Source organism: Actinomadura sp. KC06 (genome assembly GCF_004348735.1).
GTDB lineage: Bacteria > Actinomycetota > Actinomycetes > Streptosporangiales > Streptosporangiaceae > Spirillospora.
In genome coordinates this window covers 1-17,221 of record NZ_SMKT01000035.1, presented here as the reverse complement: position 1 = coordinate 17,221, position 17,221 = coordinate 1, and the positions used below count along the sequence as shown (strand labels likewise).

The 17,221-nt window shown below is 72.5% G+C and carries 17 protein-coding genes; 5 read left to right on the top strand and 12 right to left on the bottom strand.

What is annotated here, in order from left to right; all coding sequences use genetic code 11:
• The first annotated feature begins 73 nt into the window (after positions 1-73).
• The gene (locus E1287_RS13900) at positions 74-508 is read left to right on the top strand and encodes a CBS domain-containing protein (protein ID WP_131965336.1); all 435 of its coding nucleotides are present in this window, start codon (positions 74-76) and stop codon (positions 506-508) included.
• A gap of 43 nt (positions 509-551) precedes the next feature.
• Here the strand turns inward: E1287_RS13900 and E1287_RS13895 are convergent, their stop codons facing one another.
• The gene (locus E1287_RS13895; RefSeq protein ID WP_243718985.1) at positions 552-2,021 is read right to left on the bottom strand and encodes a PLP-dependent aminotransferase family protein; all 1,470 of its coding nucleotides are present in this window, start codon (positions 2,019-2,021) and stop codon (positions 552-554) included.
• 94 nt (positions 2,022-2,115) lie between these two features.
• Between E1287_RS13895 and E1287_RS13890 the strand changes: the two genes are divergently transcribed.
• A complete protein-coding gene (locus tag E1287_RS13890) occupies positions 2,116-2,751 on the top strand; it encodes a hypothetical protein (RefSeq protein ID WP_131965335.1) in 636 nt (211 codons plus the stop codon).
• Here the strand turns inward: E1287_RS13890 and E1287_RS45615 are convergent.
• From E1287_RS45615 to E1287_RS13875, 4 genes are all read right to left on the bottom strand, one after another.
• Entirely contained in the window at positions 2,748-2,864 is a 117-nt protein-coding gene (locus E1287_RS45615) for a glycerate kinase (RefSeq protein WP_165968992.1), read from the bottom strand. The two genes, E1287_RS13890 and E1287_RS45615, sit on opposite strands and share 4 nt — an antisense overlap.
• Complete coding sequence (locus E1287_RS13885) at positions 2,861-3,751, bottom strand: hypothetical protein (protein ID WP_131965334.1); 891 nt, start codon at positions 3,749-3,751, stop codon at positions 2,861-2,863. Before E1287_RS13885 ends, E1287_RS45615 begins: the two co-directional genes overlap by 4 nt.
• Positions 3,748-4,872, bottom strand: a complete 1,125-nt coding sequence (locus tag E1287_RS13880) for an LD-carboxypeptidase (protein ID WP_243718983.1) — start codon at positions 4,870-4,872, stop codon at positions 3,748-3,750. Before E1287_RS13880 ends, E1287_RS13885 begins: the two co-directional genes overlap by 4 nt.
• Positions 4,873-4,971: 99 nt before the next feature.
• Positions 4,972-5,739, bottom strand: a complete 768-nt coding sequence (locus E1287_RS13875) for an NAD-dependent deacylase (protein WP_243718981.1) — start codon at positions 5,737-5,739, stop codon at positions 4,972-4,974.
• Between the two features lie 92 nt (positions 5,740-5,831).
• On the opposite strand from E1287_RS13875, the gene E1287_RS13870 reads away from it, so the two are divergent.
• On the top strand, positions 5,832-6,806 hold the full coding sequence (locus E1287_RS13870; protein WP_131965332.1) for a sulfotransferase: 975 nt from the start codon (positions 5,832-5,834) through the stop codon (positions 6,804-6,806).
• 4 nt (positions 6,807-6,810) lie between these two features.
• Here the strand turns inward: E1287_RS13870 and E1287_RS13865 are convergent, their stop codons facing one another.
• Complete coding sequence (locus E1287_RS13865) at positions 6,811-8,781, bottom strand: ABC transporter ATP-binding protein (protein WP_243718978.1); 1,971 nt, start codon at positions 8,779-8,781, stop codon at positions 6,811-6,813.
• 259 nt (positions 8,782-9,040) lie between these two features.
• Here E1287_RS13865 and E1287_RS13860 point away from each other — a divergent pair, with 259 nt between their 5' ends.
• Positions 9,041-10,984 (top strand): Xaa-Pro dipeptidyl-peptidase, encoded by a 1,944-nt coding sequence (locus E1287_RS13860; RefSeq protein ID WP_243718976.1) that lies wholly within the window; start codon positions 9,041-9,043, stop codon positions 10,982-10,984.
• Positions 10,985-11,070: 86 nt separating this feature from the next.
• Here the strand turns inward: E1287_RS13860 and E1287_RS13855 are convergent, their stop codons facing one another.
• The 3 genes from E1287_RS13855 to E1287_RS13845 form a co-directional block, all read right to left on the bottom strand.
• The gene (locus tag E1287_RS13855) at positions 11,071-11,862 is read right to left on the bottom strand and encodes an enoyl-CoA hydratase/isomerase family protein (protein ID WP_131965330.1); all 792 of its coding nucleotides are present in this window, start codon (positions 11,860-11,862) and stop codon (positions 11,071-11,073) included.
• A gap of 143 nt (positions 11,863-12,005) precedes the next feature.
• Positions 12,006-12,218 carry a helix-turn-helix domain-containing protein gene (locus tag E1287_RS13850; protein WP_021596738.1) on the bottom strand — a complete coding sequence of 71 codons (213 nt, stop codon included), beginning with the start codon at positions 12,216-12,218 and terminating at the stop codon, positions 12,006-12,008.
• Positions 12,219-12,334: 116 nt separating this feature from the next.
• Positions 12,335-13,933, bottom strand: coding sequence for an ABC-F family ATP-binding cassette domain-containing protein (locus tag E1287_RS13845; protein ID WP_131965329.1), 1,599 nt, complete (start codon positions 13,931-13,933; stop codon positions 12,335-12,337).
• Between the two features lie 276 nt (positions 13,934-14,209).
• On the opposite strand from E1287_RS13845, the gene E1287_RS13840 reads away from it, so the two are divergent.
• On the top strand, positions 14,210-15,013 hold the full coding sequence (locus E1287_RS13840) for a VOC family protein (protein ID WP_131965328.1): 804 nt from the start codon (positions 14,210-14,212) through the stop codon (positions 15,011-15,013).
• Between the two features lie 52 nt (positions 15,014-15,065).
• Here the strand turns inward: E1287_RS13840 and E1287_RS13835 are convergent, their stop codons facing one another.
• Genes E1287_RS13835 through E1287_RS13825 form a run of 3 tightly spaced genes read right to left on the bottom strand, consistent with a single transcriptional unit; the run spans position 15,066 to position 17,183 of the window.
• Positions 15,066-15,833: an AIM24 family protein gene (locus tag E1287_RS13835; protein ID WP_131965327.1), complete on the bottom strand. Its 768-nt coding sequence runs from the start codon at positions 15,831-15,833 to the stop codon at positions 15,066-15,068.
• Positions 15,834-15,835: 2 nt separating this feature from the next.
• On the bottom strand, positions 15,836-16,489 hold the full coding sequence (locus E1287_RS13830; RefSeq protein ID WP_131965326.1) for an AIM24 family protein: 654 nt from the start codon (positions 16,487-16,489) through the stop codon (positions 15,836-15,838).
• Between the two features lie 55 nt (positions 16,490-16,544).
• Positions 16,545-17,183: an AIM24 family protein gene (locus tag E1287_RS13825; protein ID WP_243718974.1), complete on the bottom strand. Its 639-nt coding sequence runs from the start codon at positions 17,181-17,183 to the stop codon at positions 16,545-16,547.
• Positions 17,184-17,221: the final 38 nt, after the last annotated feature.

Below are 17,221 nucleotides of genomic sequence, written 5' to 3'. Positions count from 1 at the left end.
CAGGCCCAGCGGCCCGGCCCGCCCCGGCGGGGCCGTCCCCGCACGGGCCCGGAACGGCACCGGAGCGTGAGGCATGCGGATTCGCGACATCCTGCGGAGGAAGGGAGACACGGTGGCCACGGTTCGTCCCGAGGCCACCGTGCGGCAGCTGCTCGCCGTCCTGGCGGAGCACAACATCGGGGCGGTGGTGGTCTCGCCGGACGGCGCGTCCATCGCCGGGATCGTGTCCGAACGAGACGTGGTACGGCGGATGCACGAGCGCGGCGCGGTGCTGCTCGACCGTCCCGTCTCCGACATCATGACCTCGGAGGTCCGCAGCTGCGGCCCCGCCGACAAGGTCGAGGACCTGCGCCGCACGATGACCGAGCACCGGATCCGGCACGTGCCCGTCGTCGAGGACGGGCGGCTCACCGGGATCGTCAGCATCGGCGACGTCGTCAAGAGCGCCATCGACGAGCTGGAGAGCGAGCGCGAGCACCTGGTCGGCTACATCCAGAACGTCCAGTAGTCCCGCCTGGGAGGGCCGCCGGACTGTCCGTCCGGCGGCCCGCTCATACGTAGGCGGGCGGCTGGCGGGCGGGCGGGGCGGCCTCGACCTCGCGGAAGGCCAGCGCGAGCCGTTCGACGGCCGGGCGCAGCCTGTCCGGCGGCAGGACGTACGGCAGCCGGACGTAGTCCTCCAGGACGCCGTCCACGCCGAACACCGGCCCGCCGACGACCCGGACGCCGAGCCGCTCGGCCGCCTCGCCGAGCCGCGTGGCGACCGGCGCGCCGATCCGCGCCCACAGCGACATGCCGCCCGCGGGCAGCCCGAAGTCCCAGCCGGGCAGCAGCTCGCGCAGCGCCGCGGCCAGCGCGTCCCGGCCGCGCAGCAGGCTCTCCGCGCGCTCGGCCCGGACCTCCTCCACCCGCAGCAGCAGCTCCCGGACGATCAGCTGGTCCAGCACCGGGCTCGCCATGTCGAACGGCTCGCGGGCGATGATCAGGCGGCGGGCCAGCGGGGCGGTGGTGCGGATCCAGCCGATGCGCAGCCCGCCCCACAGCAGCTTGGACGCCGACCCGATGGTGACGACACGGCCGCCCGCGTCATAGGCGGCCAGCGGCGGCTCGCGCGGCGCGTCCAGGTCGAGGGCGAGATCGGCGAACGTCTCGTCGGTGACGAGGAACGCGTCGGCGCGGCGCGCGGCGTCGACGAGCGCGGCGCGTTCGGCGGCGGGCATGAGATGCCCGGTCGGGTTCTGGAAGTCGGGGATCGTGTAGGCCATCCGGACGGCGGCCTGCCGCATGGCGCCCGCGATCAGCTCGATGTCCCAGCCCTCGTTGACGCCGACCGGGACGAGCCGGGTCCCGCGGGCGCGGAGCGCGCCGAGCGCGTGCGGGTAGGTCGGGCGCTCCACCATCACGGCGTCGCCGGGCTCGGCGAGGACCTGCGCCAGCAGCGTGAACGCGTGCTGCGCCCCGGTGGTGACGACGATCTGGTCGGGCCGGGTCGGGACGCCGCGCGCCGCGTAGCCGTCCGCGATGACCTGGCGCAGGCCCGCCAGGCCGGCGGGCTCGTAACCGGGACCGGTGCTGTAGCGGGGCAGCTCGTCGACGGCGGCCGCGACGGCCTCGGCGAAGATCGCCGGGGCGCCGGGGGTGGCGCAGCCGAGGTCGATGAACGTGGGGTCGTCGGGCACGGGATGCGCCTTGCCGAACCGCCCGCCGTGCGCGGCCGCGACACTCGGCTCGGCGGACGACATCCGGACCGGGGGCAAGGCCGTCCAGCTCCCCGCGCCCTGCCGGCTCTCGATGTAGCCCTCGTCGCGGAGGCGGTCGTAGGCGGCGGTGACGGTGGTCCGGCTGAGGCCGAGCGCGGCGGCGAGGTCCCGTTCGGCCGGGAGCCGGGTGCGCAGGGCGAGCCGCCCGTCCAGGACGAGGCCGCGCACCGACCGGGCCAGCGCCGCGTAGACGGGCCGCTCCCCCGGGACGTCGCCCAGCAGCCGGGCCAGGTTCGGGCCGCTCACATACCGTGTGCTCACACAAGCCACTTTCCCATATTGGCCCTGTAGATACCAGTCCACTCTCGGGCAAAGTGGTCCAGGACGATGCCACTGATGGGTTTGGAGCGCGGCAATGGCCTTGATGGTGCGCCGGTTGGTGCAGCTGTACGTCGGATTGGCCTTGTACGGGCTGGGGATCGCCCTCCAGGTGGCGTCCGGGCTCGGGAACGACCCGTGGGACGTGTTCCACCAGGGCCTGTCCCGGCGCTTCGGCCTGTCGATCGGCGCCTGGATCATCATCGCGGGCGTGGTGGTCATGCTCGCGTGGATCCCGCTGCGGCAGCGGCCCGGCATCGGGACGATCAGCAACGTCGTCCTCGTCGGCGTCTTCGCCGACCTGTTCCTCTGGCTCCTGCCCGAGCCGAGCGCGCTCGCCGCGCGCTGGGCGTACCTGGTCACGGCCGTGCTGGTGGGCGGGTTCGCGACCGGCTGCTACATCGGCGCGGGCCTCGGCCCCGGCCCGCGCGACGGCCTGATGACCGGGCTCGCCGCGCGCGGCAGGTCCATCCGCGTGGTGCGGACGGGGATCGAGCTGACCGTGCTCGCCATCGGCTGGCTGCTCGGCGGCACCGTCGGGATCGGAACGCTCCTCTACGCGGTGGCGATCGGCCCGCTGACGCACGTGCTCCTGCCAGCCCTGACGATCAAGCAGCCCGCCCCGGAGCCGGTGCCCGAGCCGGAGGACCGGGAACCCGTCCGCGCCGCTTAGCGCGCGAAGAGGCGGACCGCCTGCTCCGCCAGTGCCGTGACGGCGCACACGGCGGCGGAGGGCAGGCCGCCCTTGAACGAGTCGGGGGCGACCACGACCCGCGGGCGGCTCACCGTTCGGCGGCGAGCGTGGCCAGGACGGTGGAGAACTCCCGGGGCAGCACCAGCGTGTCGCCCTCGTAGCGGGTCTCGAGGTAGGTCATCTCACCGGCGCGCCACCAGTACAGGTGCGGGCTGAGGGAGCCCGGCCCCTCCTCGTAAGCGCGGTGGGCCTGCGCCTGCAGCTCCGTGGCGGCGGCCACGGCCGTGTCGTAGCGGGCCCTCGGGTGGCCTTCGGCGAGGCGGAGCGGGTGGGTGACGATGAGGCTGCGGTTGGGGGCGATGACCAGCGCGCCGTGCGGGCCGATCGGCAGGTACTCCTCCAGCCACGCCAGGTGGGTCGCGACGTAGAACGTCCAGCCGTGCAGGACGGAGACGCGGACGCCGCCGAGGTCCTGCTCGTCGACCTGGAGCGGTCCGTCGCCGCGGACGTTCGCGCGGCCGAGCATGAACAGCGCGTCGCCGGAGACCGGCCAGCCGTTCATCTCCTCCTTGCTGAGCGTCCGGACGGACGTCGGCGTGTCGACGACCACGACCTCGATCAGGCCGGGCGCGAACGGGCGGGCGGCCAGCCCGCCGTTGTCGGCCTCGTCCGGGTAGATCCGGGTGCGCAGCAGATGCTGGGCGAGGTCGAAGTCGCTGAGGTCGAGGGGCTCCTCCATCGAGGTGACGATGGTGGTGACGTAGTCGGACACGACGGCCGGCCAGTCCGCGCGCGGCACGAGCCGGGCGAGCTGCCGCACGTCCCGCATGTTGACGGGCAGGCGCTGCGGGCCCTCCAGCATGACGATCTCGCCGGGGGCCTTGTGGCAGGTGTAGCCGAGGCTCTCGGCGACGAGCACGACCAGCGAGTCGAGGGTGCCGTCGTCCCACGGATGGGGACGTGCGTGGCGGCCGCTCATCGCGCACCTCCCGGGGGTGCTTCGAGGGTGAGCGCGCCGATGTCCGGCACGGCGGGGTCCGGGCCTGAATCAAGAACGGAAGCGGTGGTGTCGAGCACGGCGGGGGCGCCGAGCTCCAGCGTGCGCTGCCGCGGGCCGTGGCCCGCGGGGACGCCCGCGAGGACGGGGACGCCGAGCGGGCCAAGCCGCGCGGCGAACACCGCGTCGAGCTCGGCGGGGTCGCCGCAGTCGCGCCAGGAGCCGAGCGCGATCCCGGCGGCGCCGTCGAACCAGCCCGCCTGGAGGAGCTGGACGAGCATCCGGTCGACCCGGTAGGGCGCCTCGGTGACGTCCTCCAGGAAGACGATGCGGCCGGCGGCGGGCGGCGGCGCGTACGGCGTGCCGAGCAGGGCGGTGAGGAGCGAGAGGGTGCCGCCGGTGAGGGGGCCTTCCGCGCGTCCTGGCCGCAGCGCGTGCGTGCCGGGCAGTGCGACGGGACCGCCGAACAGGGCGGCGCGGAGGCCGTCGAGCGATTCGTCGGGCATGCCCTCCGATACGGCCGGGGCGAGGTCGGCGATCAGTCCGGCGGGCATGGGGCCGAAGGACGTGGTGACGCCGAGGCGCGTCCCGAAGGCGGTGTGCAGGGCGGTCACGTCGCTGGAGCCGTGCAGGATCTTCGGCCCGCGGCCGGACGCGGCGGACGCCTCCGTCGCGGCGGCGAGGGCGTCCCAGTCGAGCAGGTCCAGCAGGCGCGTGGCGCCGTAGCCGCCCCGCGCGCAGATCACCGCCCGGACGCCGGGGTCGCACCAGGCGGCCTGGAGGTCGGCGGCCCGTTCGGCGTCACCCCCGGCGAGCTGGTGCCACTCGTCTCGGAGCGGTCCAGAATGACCCAGATTGACACGGTCTAGGGCGTGCTTTGCGACCACCGGGTCAAGACCGAGATCGCGGAGCGCGGCGCAACCCGCCTCGAGGCGGGCGGGCTCGGCGGGACCGCTCGGCGCGATCACGACGACCCGGTCGCCGGGCCGCAATCGCCCGTGCCTGCGGGCCCTCCGGGACCGCGCCGGGCCTCCCGGCAGGCCGGCGCCGGGCGCGTCTGACGGCTCCTCGGCCGCCTCCGCGCGGGCGCCCCCGCTGTTCAACCCGATCCCTCCTCGCACCGCGACGGATAGAGCTTGTCAGGATCCGGACGCCAGCGGAAGAGGCGACCGGTCACGACCCCCCAACAGATCATCTCCCGGTCATCTCCCCGTACCGAGTGCGATTCGGGCGAGGCGCGGGAGCGTCTCGCCGATCGGCCGCCGCAGCACCGCGTCGGCCAGCCCATCGTACGGCGTCTCCGCCGCGTTGATGATCACCAGCCGGGCGCCGTGGTCGACGGCCTCCAGGCACAGCCCGGCGGCGGGCTGGACGGTCAGCGACGTCCCGACGGCCAGGAACAGGTCGCAGGACCGGGCCGCGGTGATCGCCGCGTCGAGGACGTCCTGGTCGAGCGCCTGCCCGAAGGAGATCGTCGCGGACTTCTGCACGCCGCCGCAGTCGGCGCAGGGCGGGTCGTCCTCGCCGGCGCCGACGCGGGCGAGGATCTCGGCCATCGGGGTGCGCAGGTCGCAGGACAGGCAGACGGCCTCGCGGGCGGTGCCGTGGATCTCGATGACCTTCTCGGCCGACGACCCGGCCCGCTGGTGCAGCCCGTCGATGTTCTGGGTGATGAGGGCGCGGAGCCGTCCGGCCCGCTCCAGCTCGACGAGAGCGGCGTGGGCGGCGTTGGGCCGCGCGTCCCAGATCGGGCTGTCGAGGCGGGAGCGCCAGGCGCGGCAGCGGACCTCCCGGACGGCGACATAGGCGTCGATCGTGGACATCGCCTCCGCCGACGGGTCCTTCGTCCAGACGCCCTGGGGGCCGCGGAAGTCGGGGATGCCGCTGTCGGTGGAGATTCCGGCGCCGGTCAGCACGGTGATCGCCTCGGCGCGGGGCAGCAGCTCGGCGAGCGTCTGGGGAGCGTCCACCCGCAACATGTTAGGCCCCGAACGGATATCCGCCGACCTTACGGAGCGTCACGGACGGAGCGGTCTTCAAAAGGTGACAAACTTGGCCCTGTATGAGGTCGACGCCGCACATCCTGGTGGTCAACGGCACCAAGGTCCGCCGCCCGGTGTTCATCCTGGGCGCTCCGCACTCGGGTGCGGAGCTGCTGGCGCGTGCGGTGAAACGGTCCCCCGGCTTCCATCTGACCACCGGCCGTCACGGCGTGCTGCGCGTCACCTACGCGTTCGCGCGGCAGCCGTCGATCGCGACGGAGCGCGAGAGGGGCGCGGCGCGGGTGCTGCGGGACGCCTGCGCCGAGGCGTGGCTGGTGTCGGCCCGGGCCTGCGCGCAGTGCCCGGACGAGTGCCGCGAGCTGGCCGGACTCCCGCCGCGGGGACGGGACCGCGCGGGCCAGGCCGTCCGTCCCGGCGGGGACCCGGCGGAGCCGTGCGTCGAGCCGTCCGGGATCGTCCGGTTCGCCGACGCCTCGCCCGACCTGATCTACAGCGCCGACGTGCTGCTGGACGCCTTCCCCGACGCGCAGCTCGTGCAGGTCATCCGCGACGGCCGCGACGCGGTCGCCGACATGCTGGACGACGAGCGCTGCCTGGCCTGGTTCAAGCCGGGCCTCGCCAACCTGGACACGGTGTTCCCGAACCCGTTCTTCGGCGTCGAGGACCACACCGAGCGGAGCCGCTGGCCGCGCGCCGCGCCCGCCGTCAAGTGCGCGCTGCGCTGGCGGGGGTCGGTGCGGCTCAGCGCGCGGCTGCGGCGGCAGGTCCCGGAGGAGCAGCTGTTCACCGTCCGTTACGAGGAACTGGTGTCCAAGGCGCGCCGCGTCGGCGCGGCGCTGTCGGAGTACCTGGACGCGCCGATCTCCAGAACGGCGCTGACCGGCCTCGTCCGCGCCGGGGAGCTCAGCGCCGAGGCGGGCGCCGGGGTCGGGTCGTGGCGCGAGCGGCTGACGGCGCGGCAGCTCGCCCAGGTCGAGAAGGTCGCCGGGACAGAGCTGCGGCGGCTCGGCTATCCCCTCGGCTCGGACCTCTGAGCGCTCACTCGGCTCCGAGCGGCTCGGTCTGGCGCTCCTCGTCGCGCTGGTGGGAGAACTGCGTGCGGTACAGCTCGGCGTACAGGCCGCCCTGGAGCAGCAGCTCCTCGTGCCGCCCGCGCTCGGCGACCCGGCCGCCGTCGATCACCAGGATCTGGTCGGCCTCCCGGATCGTGGACAGCCGGTGCGCGATCACCAGGGACGTCCGCCCGGCGAGGGCCGTCCGCAGGGCCCGCTGGACGGCCGCCTCGGACTCGGAGTCCAGGTGCGCGGTCGCCTCGTCCAGGACGACCACCGACGGCGCCTTGAGCAGCAGCCGCGCGATGGCGAGCCGCTGCTTCTCCCCGCCGGACAGCCGGTAGCCGCGGTCGCCGACGACGGTGTCCAGGCCCTCGGACATCGCGGCGACCAGCCCGCCGATCTGCGCGGCGTCCAGCGCGGCGAGGATCTCCGCGTCGGACGCGTCGGGGCGGGCGTAGCGCATGTTCTCGCGAATCGTGTCGTGGAACAGGTGCGCGTCCTGGCTGACCACGCCGATCTCCGCGCGCAGCGATTCGAGGGTGACGTCGCGGACGTCCACGCCCCCGATCCGGACCGCGCCCTCGGACACGTCGTACAGCCGCGACACCAGGTGCGTGATCGTCGACTTGCCGGCGCCGGACGGCCCGACGAGCGCGACGAGCCGTCCGGGCGCGGCGGTGAAGTCGACGTCGTGCAGGACCTCGCGGCCGGGGGCGGTGTCGGTGCGGGCGATCGACTCCAGCGACGCCAGCGACACCTCCTCCGCCGACGGGTAGGCGAACCGGACGTGGTCGAACTCGATCGACGGCGCCTTCGGAGCCTTCGTCAAGGAAGGGGCCTTCTCGTCGGACGCGCGGCGGGCCTTGTCGAGCGGACGGGCTTCATCGAGCGGGCGGGCGTCGTCGCGGTCGCGGATGAGCGGCTTGAGGTCCAGGACCTCGAACACGCGGTCGAAGCTGACGAGCGCGGTCATCACGTCCACGTGGACGTTCGACAGCGCGGTGAGCGGCCCGTACATGCGGGTCAGGAGGGTGGCGAGCGCGACGAGCGTGCCGATCTCGAAAGAGCCGTCCACGACGAGGGCGCCGCCGACGCCGTAGACCATCGCGGTGGCGAGGGCCGCGACGAGCGTCAGCGCGGTGAAGAACACCCGCCCGTACATGGCCGCGACGACGCCGACGTCGCGTACGCGCGCGGCGCGCCCGCGGAAGTTCTCCTCCTCTTCGGAGGGACGCCCGTACAGCTTGGCCAGCATCGCGCCCGCGACGTTGAACCGCTCGGTCATCAGCGAGCCCATCTCGGCGTCCAGCACCATCTGCTCGCGGCTGACGCGCTGCAGGCGCTTGCCGACCCACTTGGCCGGCAGGACGAAGATCGGGAGCAGCAGCAGCGCGATCAGCGTCACCTGCCACGACAGGATCATCATGGTGACCAGCACCATCGCCAGGCTGAGCACGTTGGACACCACCGACGACAGGGTGGTGGTGATCGCGCGCTGGGCGCCGATGACGTCGTTGTTGAGGCGGCTGACGAGCGATCCCGTCTGGGCGCGCATGAAGAACGCGACCGGCTGCCGCTGGACGTGCGCGAAGACCTGGCTGCGCAGGTCGTAGATGAGCCCTTCGCCGATGCGCGCCGAGTACCAGCGCTGCGCGAGGCCGAGCACGGCCTCCACCAGCGCGAGCCCGGCGACGGCGACCGCGAGCCAGATGACCAGGTCCTGCCGTCCCGGCAGGATGCCGCGGTCGATGATGGCCTTCAGCAGCAGCGGGTTGGCGACGACGATCAGCGCGGCGAACGAGTTCAGGGTGAGGAACAGCACCAGCTCGCGGACGTAGGGCCGCGCGTAGCCCGCGATCCGCCCGACGGTGCCGGGCTTGAGCTTCTGCTGGGTGACGGAGCCGTCCTTGCGGAACGAGGCCATCACCTGCCAGCCGTTGCCCGGCATTCCCATTGAGCACCTCCGAGGTCCGCCCGTACGCGATCAAGCCTGTGTAATCAAGTAAGCATCAGTGTCCGGTGGCCACAACGCGTGCCCCGACGGCGGCCTTCCCGCGTCCGCTCACGGCGTAACCGCCCGGCGCCGCGGGCGGCGGCGCCGCAGTGACGCCTTGGGGGCGGCCGGATGCGGGCAGAACGGCGTATGGACTTCAACGCCGCTCTGCGGGTTAATGATCATTACAATTTCAGGCTCACACCCCCCAGGAGCCCCAGTGAACCAACGCCTCCCGCGCGGCGGCGCCGGCGTGATCACCTTCACGGCCGCGCTGCTCGCCCTCACCGCGCTCCCAGCGGGGGCGGCCGGACCCACGAAGTCCGCGTCGCCCGTTCGCGCGCCAGCGGCGAAGACCCCGGTGCAGAACGGCGAGACGAAGCCGATCTACTCCCGCGCCGACGCCGTCACCCAGACCGTGGACATCGAGACCACGGTCGACAGCGACCGCGACGGCGTCCGCGACCGCGTCCGGATGCGGATCATGCGGCCGAAGGAGACCGACACGGCCGGGCTCAAGGTCCCGACGATCCTGGAGGCCAGCCCGTACTGGGCCGGGACGCACGATGTCCCGATGCACCCGGTCGACATCGACGACGCGCGCAAGCGGGGCCTCGCCCCTCCGTTCCGGAGCCTCGCCGAGATCTTCCCGGGCTACTACGACAACTACTTCCTGCCCCGCGGCTACGCCATCGCGAACCTGGACAGCATCGGGACGGGCGGCTCGACCGGGTGCCCGACGTCCGGCGACCGCGACGAGCAGGCGGGCGCCAAGGCCGCGGTGGACTGGCTGAACGGCCGCGCCCGCGGCTGGGCGCCGGACGGCTCCCCGGCCAAGGCGTCCTGGTCCACCGGCAACGTCGGCATGATCGGCCAGTCCTACAACGGGACGCTGCCGAACATGGCCGCCGCGACCGGCGTCGAGGGCCTGAAGGCCATCGTCCCGATCGCGGGCATCTCCAGCTGGTACGACTACTACCGCGCGGGCGGCGGCGTGGTCGCGCCCGGCGGCTTCCAGGGCGAGGACCTGGACATCCTGGCCAAGGTGGTGCTGACCCGCAAGAACCCCGAGGTCTGCGCGAAGGTCATCGAGGACATCGAGGCGACGCAGGACCGCGAGACCGGCGACTACGGCAAGGTCTGGGCGCAGCGCGACTACGTCGGCCAGGCGCGGAAGGTGACCGCGGCCGTCATGGTCGTACACGGCGTCAACGACTGGAACGTCAAGGTCAAGAACTCCGTGCAGTGGTGGAACGCCCTGAAGAAGGCGGGCGTCCCGCGCAAGCTGTGGCTGCACCAGGCCAGCCACGCGACGCCGTTCCGCTGGCGCGTCGAGGAATGGCTGCGGCAGACGCACCACTGGTTCGACCGCTACCTGTACGGCATCAAGAACGGCATCGAGCGCGAGCCGCGGGTGGACGTCGAGCGCCCGGACGGAACGTGGGAGACGGCCCGTGACTGGCCCGTGCCCGGGACCCGCACCGTCCCGCTCAGCCTGAACGCCGCGCAGTCGGGGCCGTCCGGGCAGCCGGGCACTCTCGGCCTGTGGCCGCGGCACGGCAGGACGCAGTCGTTCGTGGACGCGGGCAAGACCCGCACGGCCGAGCAGCTCCTCGTCAACGAGAACCAGGCGGACCCGAACCGGCTCGCCTACCTGACGGGGCCGCTGCCGAAGCCCGTCCGGGTGAACGGCATCCCGTCGCTCTCGGTGCAGGCCGCGCTCGACGGCCGGTCGCCGTACCTGACGGCGCTGCTGGTCGACTACGGCACCGACACCCGTCCGACGGGCGCTCGGGTCAACACCAGTGAGCAGGTCTGCTTCGGGCAGAGCGTCGAAGGCGACGTCGGCTGCACGATCCGGCAGACGCACAGGACGGAGACGGCCCCGTACAAGGTCATCACGCGCGGATGGCTGGACGTGCGGAACCGGCACAGCTTCAGCCGCACCGAGCCGATCAAGCCCGGCAAGACGTACACGTTCCGGTGGGACCTCGAACCCACCGACTACGTCGTGAAGCCCGGCCACCGGCTCGGCGTGATCCTGCTGTCCACCGACTACGACTACACGCTGCGCTACCCGGCCGGCACCGAGGTCGGCGTGCGGCCCGGCGTCAGCAAGATCCTGCTTCCGCTGGCGCGCGGCGGACGCGAGTCGCTCCAGTAGCCGCGGACGCGGCACGGCCTGAACGACCGGCGGGCCGGGGCATCACGCCCCCGGCCCGCCGGTTCGTTTCGCGGAAGGACCGCCGGTCACCTGGCGTTGAGGTCGCGGAGGCGGCCGAGCTGCTCGCGGCGCTCGGCGGCGCTCTGCTGTTCGAGGGTGTTCCCGGCGGCCTGCCACAGCAGCCGCTTCGTCGCGACGGCGGCGCCCGCGTCGACGGCGAGCAGATCCTTCACCAGGCCGCGGACGGCGCCGTCCAGCCCGTCGCGCGGGACGACGGTCTCGGCGAGCCCGATCCGGGCGGCCTCCTCGGCGGGCACCTTCCGGGCGGTCAGGCACAGCTCCAGGGCGCGGCCGATCCCGACGATCTCCACCAGCGGCTTGGTGCCGGTCAGGTCGGGGACGAGCCCGAGCGCGGGCTCCAGCATGCAGAACGTCGCGTCGTCGGCGACCACGCGGATGTCGCAGGACAGCGCGAGCTGGAACCCGGCGCCGATGGCGTGGCCGTGGACGGCCGCGACCGTGACGAGGTCGGGGCGCCGCAGCCAGGTGTAGCCCTCCTGCAGCTCGGCGATGAAGCGGTCGGCGGCCTCGGCGTCGGAGCCGTCCGGGAGGCCACCGCCCTCCCCCGAGAACATGCCGAGGTCGATGCCCGCGGAGAACGACGGGCCGGCGCCCCGCACGACGACGACGCGCACGGCCGGGGGGAGGGAGCGTCCGATCGCGGCGAGCCCGCGCCATGTCGCGAAGGTCATGGCGTTGCGCCGCTCGGGCCTGTTGAGTGTGACGGTGGCGACGGCTCCGTCCACGTCCAGGAGGAGGCCCGCCTCGTCGAGGTCCGGAAGCGATTCCGGCCGGCCGTTCGTGGTCGCGTCCCCCATGCGTCTTCCTCTCGATGAGCGTGCGGGCCCGCCCCGCCGTCCACGGGGCGGGCCCGGAAACCCGTCCGCCGCCGCGACCGAACCTTACTCGGTCGGCCGCGGCGACGGTTCGGGCCGTGCGCTCATCCGGGGGCGGTGTCCGGTCAGGACTTCTTGCCCCGGGTCGCGCCGCCGCGACCGCGCAGGTTGACGCCGGACTCGGTCAGAATCCGGTGGATGAAACCGTAGGAGCGGCCGGTGGCGGCTGCCAGGGCGCGGATGCTCTCGCCGGAGTCGTACCTCTTCTTCAGGTCCGCCGCCAGCTTGTCGCGCTCGGCACCGGTCACGCGGGTGCCCTTCTTAAGGGTCTCGGCCACGAGTACCTCCCGTAGTGATGTGGTGACCGCTGCGTTATCCCCCGCCATGATCAGTCATTCCCGGCTGTTCGGCTACCCACTCGGCCAGAAAAGATCTGTGGAACTCACCCCGCAGGTCACGCGAGCGCCACCAGATCGGCAAAGTCGTCACTCCAGATGTCTTCCACCCCATCCGGCAGCAAAATCACTCTTTCCGGCGCGAGCGCCTCCACCGCGCCCTCGTCGTGGGTGACCAGGACGATGGCGCCGGCGAACGTCCGCAGGGCCCCGAGGATCTCCGCGCGGCTGGCCGGGTCGAGGTTGTTGGTGGGCTCGTCCAGCAGCAGGACGTTCGCGCTGGACACCACCAGCATCGCCAGCGCCAGCCGGGTCTTCTCGCCGCCGGACAGGACGCCCGCGGGCTTGTCGACGTCGTCGCCGGAGAACAGGAACGAGCCGAGGATCTTGCGGACCTCGACGGGCGCCATCCCCGGCGCCGCGGACTGCATGTTCTCCAGGACGGACCGGTCGACGTCCAGGGTCTCGTGCTCCTGGGCGTAGTAGCCGACCCGCAGCCCGTGGCCGGCGACGACCGTCCCGGTGTCGGGCTCGTCGACGCCCGCCAGCAGGCGCAGGAGGGTCGTCTTGCCCGCGCCGTTCAGGCCGAGGACGACGACGCGGCTGCCCCGGTCGACGGCCAGGTCCACGTCGGTGAATATCTCCAAAGATCCGTACGATTTCGACAAACCCTCCGCGGTGAGCGGAGTCTTGCCGCACGGGGCCGGATCCGGGAACCGGATCTTGGCGACCTTGTCGGCCTGCCGCTCGCCCTCCACGCCCGCGAGGAGCTGCCTGGCGCGCCGGTCCATCTGCTGGGCCGCCTTGGCCTTGGTGGCCTTGGCGCGCATCTTGTCGGCCTGCGACAGCAGCGCGGACGCCTGCCGCTGCGCGTTGGCCGACTCGCGCTTGCGGCGCCGCTCGTCGGTCTCGCGCTGGTCGAGGTACTTCTTCCAGCCGACGTTGTAGATGTCGATCACGCAGCGGTTGGCGTCGAGGTGGAACACCCGGTTGACGACGGCGTCCAGCAGCTCCACGTCGTGGCTGATCACGACGAGGCCGCCCTGGTGGGACTTCAGGAAGTCGCGGAGCCAGACGATCGAGTCGGCGTCCAGGTGGTTGGTCGGCTCATCCAGCAGGAGCGTGTCGGCGCCGGAGAACAGGATGCGGGCCAGCTCCACGCGGCGGCGCTGCCCGCCCGAGAGCGTCCCGAGCGGCTGGGTCATCACCCGGTCCGGCAGGCCGAGGCTGGACGCGATCGACGCCGCCTCCGACTCCGCCGCGTAGCCGCCGAGGACGTGCAGCCGCTCCTCGAGGCGCCCGTACCGGCGGACGGCCTTGTCGCGGTCGGCGCCCGTCGCGGCCGCCATCGCGTCCTCGGCGGCGCGCAGGTCGCGGATCACCTCGTCCAGGCCGCGGGCGGACAGGATGCGGTCGCGGGCCAGCTCGCCCAGGTCGACGTCGCGGGGGTCCTGCGGGAGGTAGCCGACGGTGCCGGACGAGGTCACCGCGCCCTGCGCGGGCAGCGCGTCCCCGGCCAGCACCTTGGTGAGGGTGGTCTTGCCGGCGCCGTTGCGCCCGACGAACCCGACCCGGTCGCCGGGGTTGACCCGGAACGTGGCGGCCTCGATCAGCAGCCGGGACCCGGCGCGCAGCTCGATGTCTTTCGCGATGATCACAGTGACAGGGCTCCCCTGACGGACGGCTCGATGGACAGGCACGAAGAAGCGCGCCTCTCGGTCGGCGTCGTGACCGGGGCGCGCTCGAAGCGGGCCTGTCAGTTCGGGAGCGGAACCATCCGCCCAGTGTACGTGACCGGCGACCGGCACCGGTCATGCCGGATCCGGTGCGGGCGATGTGTGAACGGCGCGGGCGGGGCCAGGATGAGGGGCACGGGCGTGCGGCGGAGAGACACAGGGGGCCCCGGGGTCCCGCCACGAAGGAGCGTGAGACGAATGACGCAGGTCACGAGCAATCCACCCGAGGGCACGCCGAGCTGGATCGACATCGGCGTCCCCGACATCGACCGGGCCAAGACGTTCTACGGGACGCTGCTCGGCTGGCAGTTCCAGGACACGGGGCCCGAGGGCGGGCACTACAACATGTGCATGCTGCGCGGGGAGCCGGTCGCGGGGATGATGCAGAACCCCGACGACCAGCCCCCGCAGTACTGGTGGAACGTCTACTTCGCCACCGACGACTGCGACGGCGCCGTCAAGCGCGCCACCGACGCGGGCGGCGAGGTCGTCTTCCCGCCCATGGACGTGATGGACCAGGGCCGCATGACCATCGTCAAGGACCCGGCCGGCGCCCAGTTCGGCCTGTGGCAGGGCCAGGCCCACCCGGGCTCGCGGATCGTGAACGACTCGGGGTCGTTCACGTGGAACGACCTCTTCGTCCCCGGCGACGCCGGGCCCGCCCGCGAGTTCTACAAGGCCCTGTTCGGCTACCAGGTCGAGCCGATGCAGGACGCCGAGGGCCTGGACTACACCACCATCGCCCGTCCGGACGGCCGCTTCATGGGCGGCGTCCTCGGCGGAGAGGGCCTCGTCATCGGCGGCGGCACGGAGCCGGTCGCGTCGTGGCTCACCTACTTCGCGGTGGACGACGCCGACGAGGCCGCCCGGCAGGTCCGCGCGGGCGGCGGAACCGTCGATGAGGAGCCGGTCGACACCCCGTACGGGCGCATCGCCACCGTCCGCGACCCGTTCGGCGTGCCGTTCCGCGTGATGAAGCCCGCGCAGGGCCCGGAGTCGTGACCGGTGGGCCGTGGGCCCGGACGTCCGGGCCCACGGCCTGCTCTGGCCCTGGTCAGCCGCCGCGCTCGGCGGACAGCCGCTGGGTGATGGTCCGCTGCAGCCGCTGCAGCCCGGACGTGCCGACCAGCCCGATCTGCCCTTCGAGGTCGCGCAGCAGGACGTCCTCGTTCATCACGACCTCGGACGACTGCATCAGCACGGTGCCCTGCCCGGTGAAGTCGAATTGGTGCTCCTCGCCGGACTGCCCGCCGATCCCGAACGCCATCCGCGCGGCGCCGAACGCCCCGCGCATGTAGGAATGGTCGTAGTGGTGGCAGGGGGACGGGCAGTCGGCCCAGCCGAGCAGCGCCTGCGGGTCGACCCTGATCGGCGGCTCGACGAAGTGCACGGGGCCGTTGGAGGCGGCCACGAACCGTCCCGTCCCGATCAGCGTCAGGAACCCGGGGATGATCGACTGCTTGAGTTCCAGGCCCGGCTCGAACGCCAGGAGGTTCCCGGCCCGGACGGTGAGGTTCCCGTTCTCCAGGTCGAAGGAGTTGACGTCGAACCCGCGGTCGGCGAGGACGAGCTTCCCCTGCCCCTGCGCGACGATCCAGTCCTGCGCGTACAGCGGCGAGTTGAAGGTGTGCGCGACGAGCGAGTCGAGCGGCCCCGCCGACAGCGCCTCGAACCTGATCTGCCCGTAGTAGGCGATCATCTTGCCCTTCTGCGCGAACCACTGCCCGTTGAGGTCGACGCTGAAGGCGTACGGGTTGACGTTGTCGTTGGACGGAAGCGTGACCGGGTTCCAGGTCTGCGTCTGCGTGCCGTACGTGCTCACGGTCAGATCTTCCTCTCGCTGGCCTGGACGTAGACGACACCGAGTCCGCTCAGTTCGAGCTGGAACGCCTCGCCGGAACCGCGTCCGACCAGGTCGCGCAGCCCCACCGCCGTGGTGAGCTTGTTCTGCACCTGGCCGCGGTGCGCCACGTACGCCTGCGGGTCGACGTGCACGGGACGGTTCTGGCTGATCGGCAGCTCCATCACCCCGCCGTGCGACAGCACCGCGCACGAGCCGTGCCCCATGAGCGTCGAGGTGAACAGGCCCTGCCCGGTGACCGCGCCGCGGACGATGCCGCGCACGCCGCCCTGCTCGCCCATGAACATCGTCCCGACCTGGAGGGACGCGTCGTGTACGAGCAGCCGGTCGGCCTCGACGTAGAGGGTGTCGGCGCCCTGCAGGTCGATGACGGTGACGTACAGCCCGCCGTGCCCGAACAGGACGCTGCCCTGCCCGGTGACGTGCATCATCGCGCTGCGCTCGCCGGCGACCGCGCGTCCGAGGGTGCCGCCGATGCCCTGCCCGGCCGTCGCGGTCGGCGCGAACGACACGGGCCCGGTGTAGGCGAGCATCGCGCCGCGCTTGCTGTAGACCTCCTGGCCCGGTCCGATCGGCACCTGGAGCATCTTGGAGTTGATCGACTGGTATCCGGGCATCAGTACCTCCCGAGGGGGGACGACCCCCCACGCCCCTTGGCCGACTTCGTCGCCATCAGACCTCCAAGATTCCGCCGCGTTCGGACGGCTGGACGTACACCAGGCCGTGCCCCTGGTACCGGAACTGCACGCTCTCCCCCGATCCCTGGCCGATCACCGTCCGCCAGTTGACGTCGGTGACCACGTCCTGCTGGAGCTGCCCGTGGTGGCAGACGTAGGCGTGCGGGTCGACGCACAGCGGCGCCTGCGGCGTCACCTCCAGCACGATCGCGGGGCCCTCGGAAAGGATCGCGACCGTCCCGTGCCCTTCGACCTTGGTGGTGGCGAGCCCCTGCCCCGTGCCCATCCCCCGCAGCCCGACGAAGTGGACGCCGGTCTGCAGGTTCCCGTCCAGGGCGAGGAGGCTCTCCGACTCGACGAACAGGGTGTCGCCGGTCAGCGGGACGAGGGTCACCTCCGTCGCCTCGCTCGCCAGGTACACCGTCCCCTGCCCGCTGATCTCCATGAGGGTCATGCCCTCGCCGGCGATCCTGCGTTTCAGCGCGCCGCGCAGCCCCTCGCCGCCCGTCATGCCCTGGCGTTTGAACGACATCTGGCCCTCGTAGGCGACCATGGATCCGTTCAGCGCCCTGATGGTCTCGCCGCCGAGGTCGACGGCGAGCATCTTGGAGCCGTTCATTCGAAATTGCGCCACGAAGCGAGAAGATACAGCCGATGGCGGGGGGTGTGGGG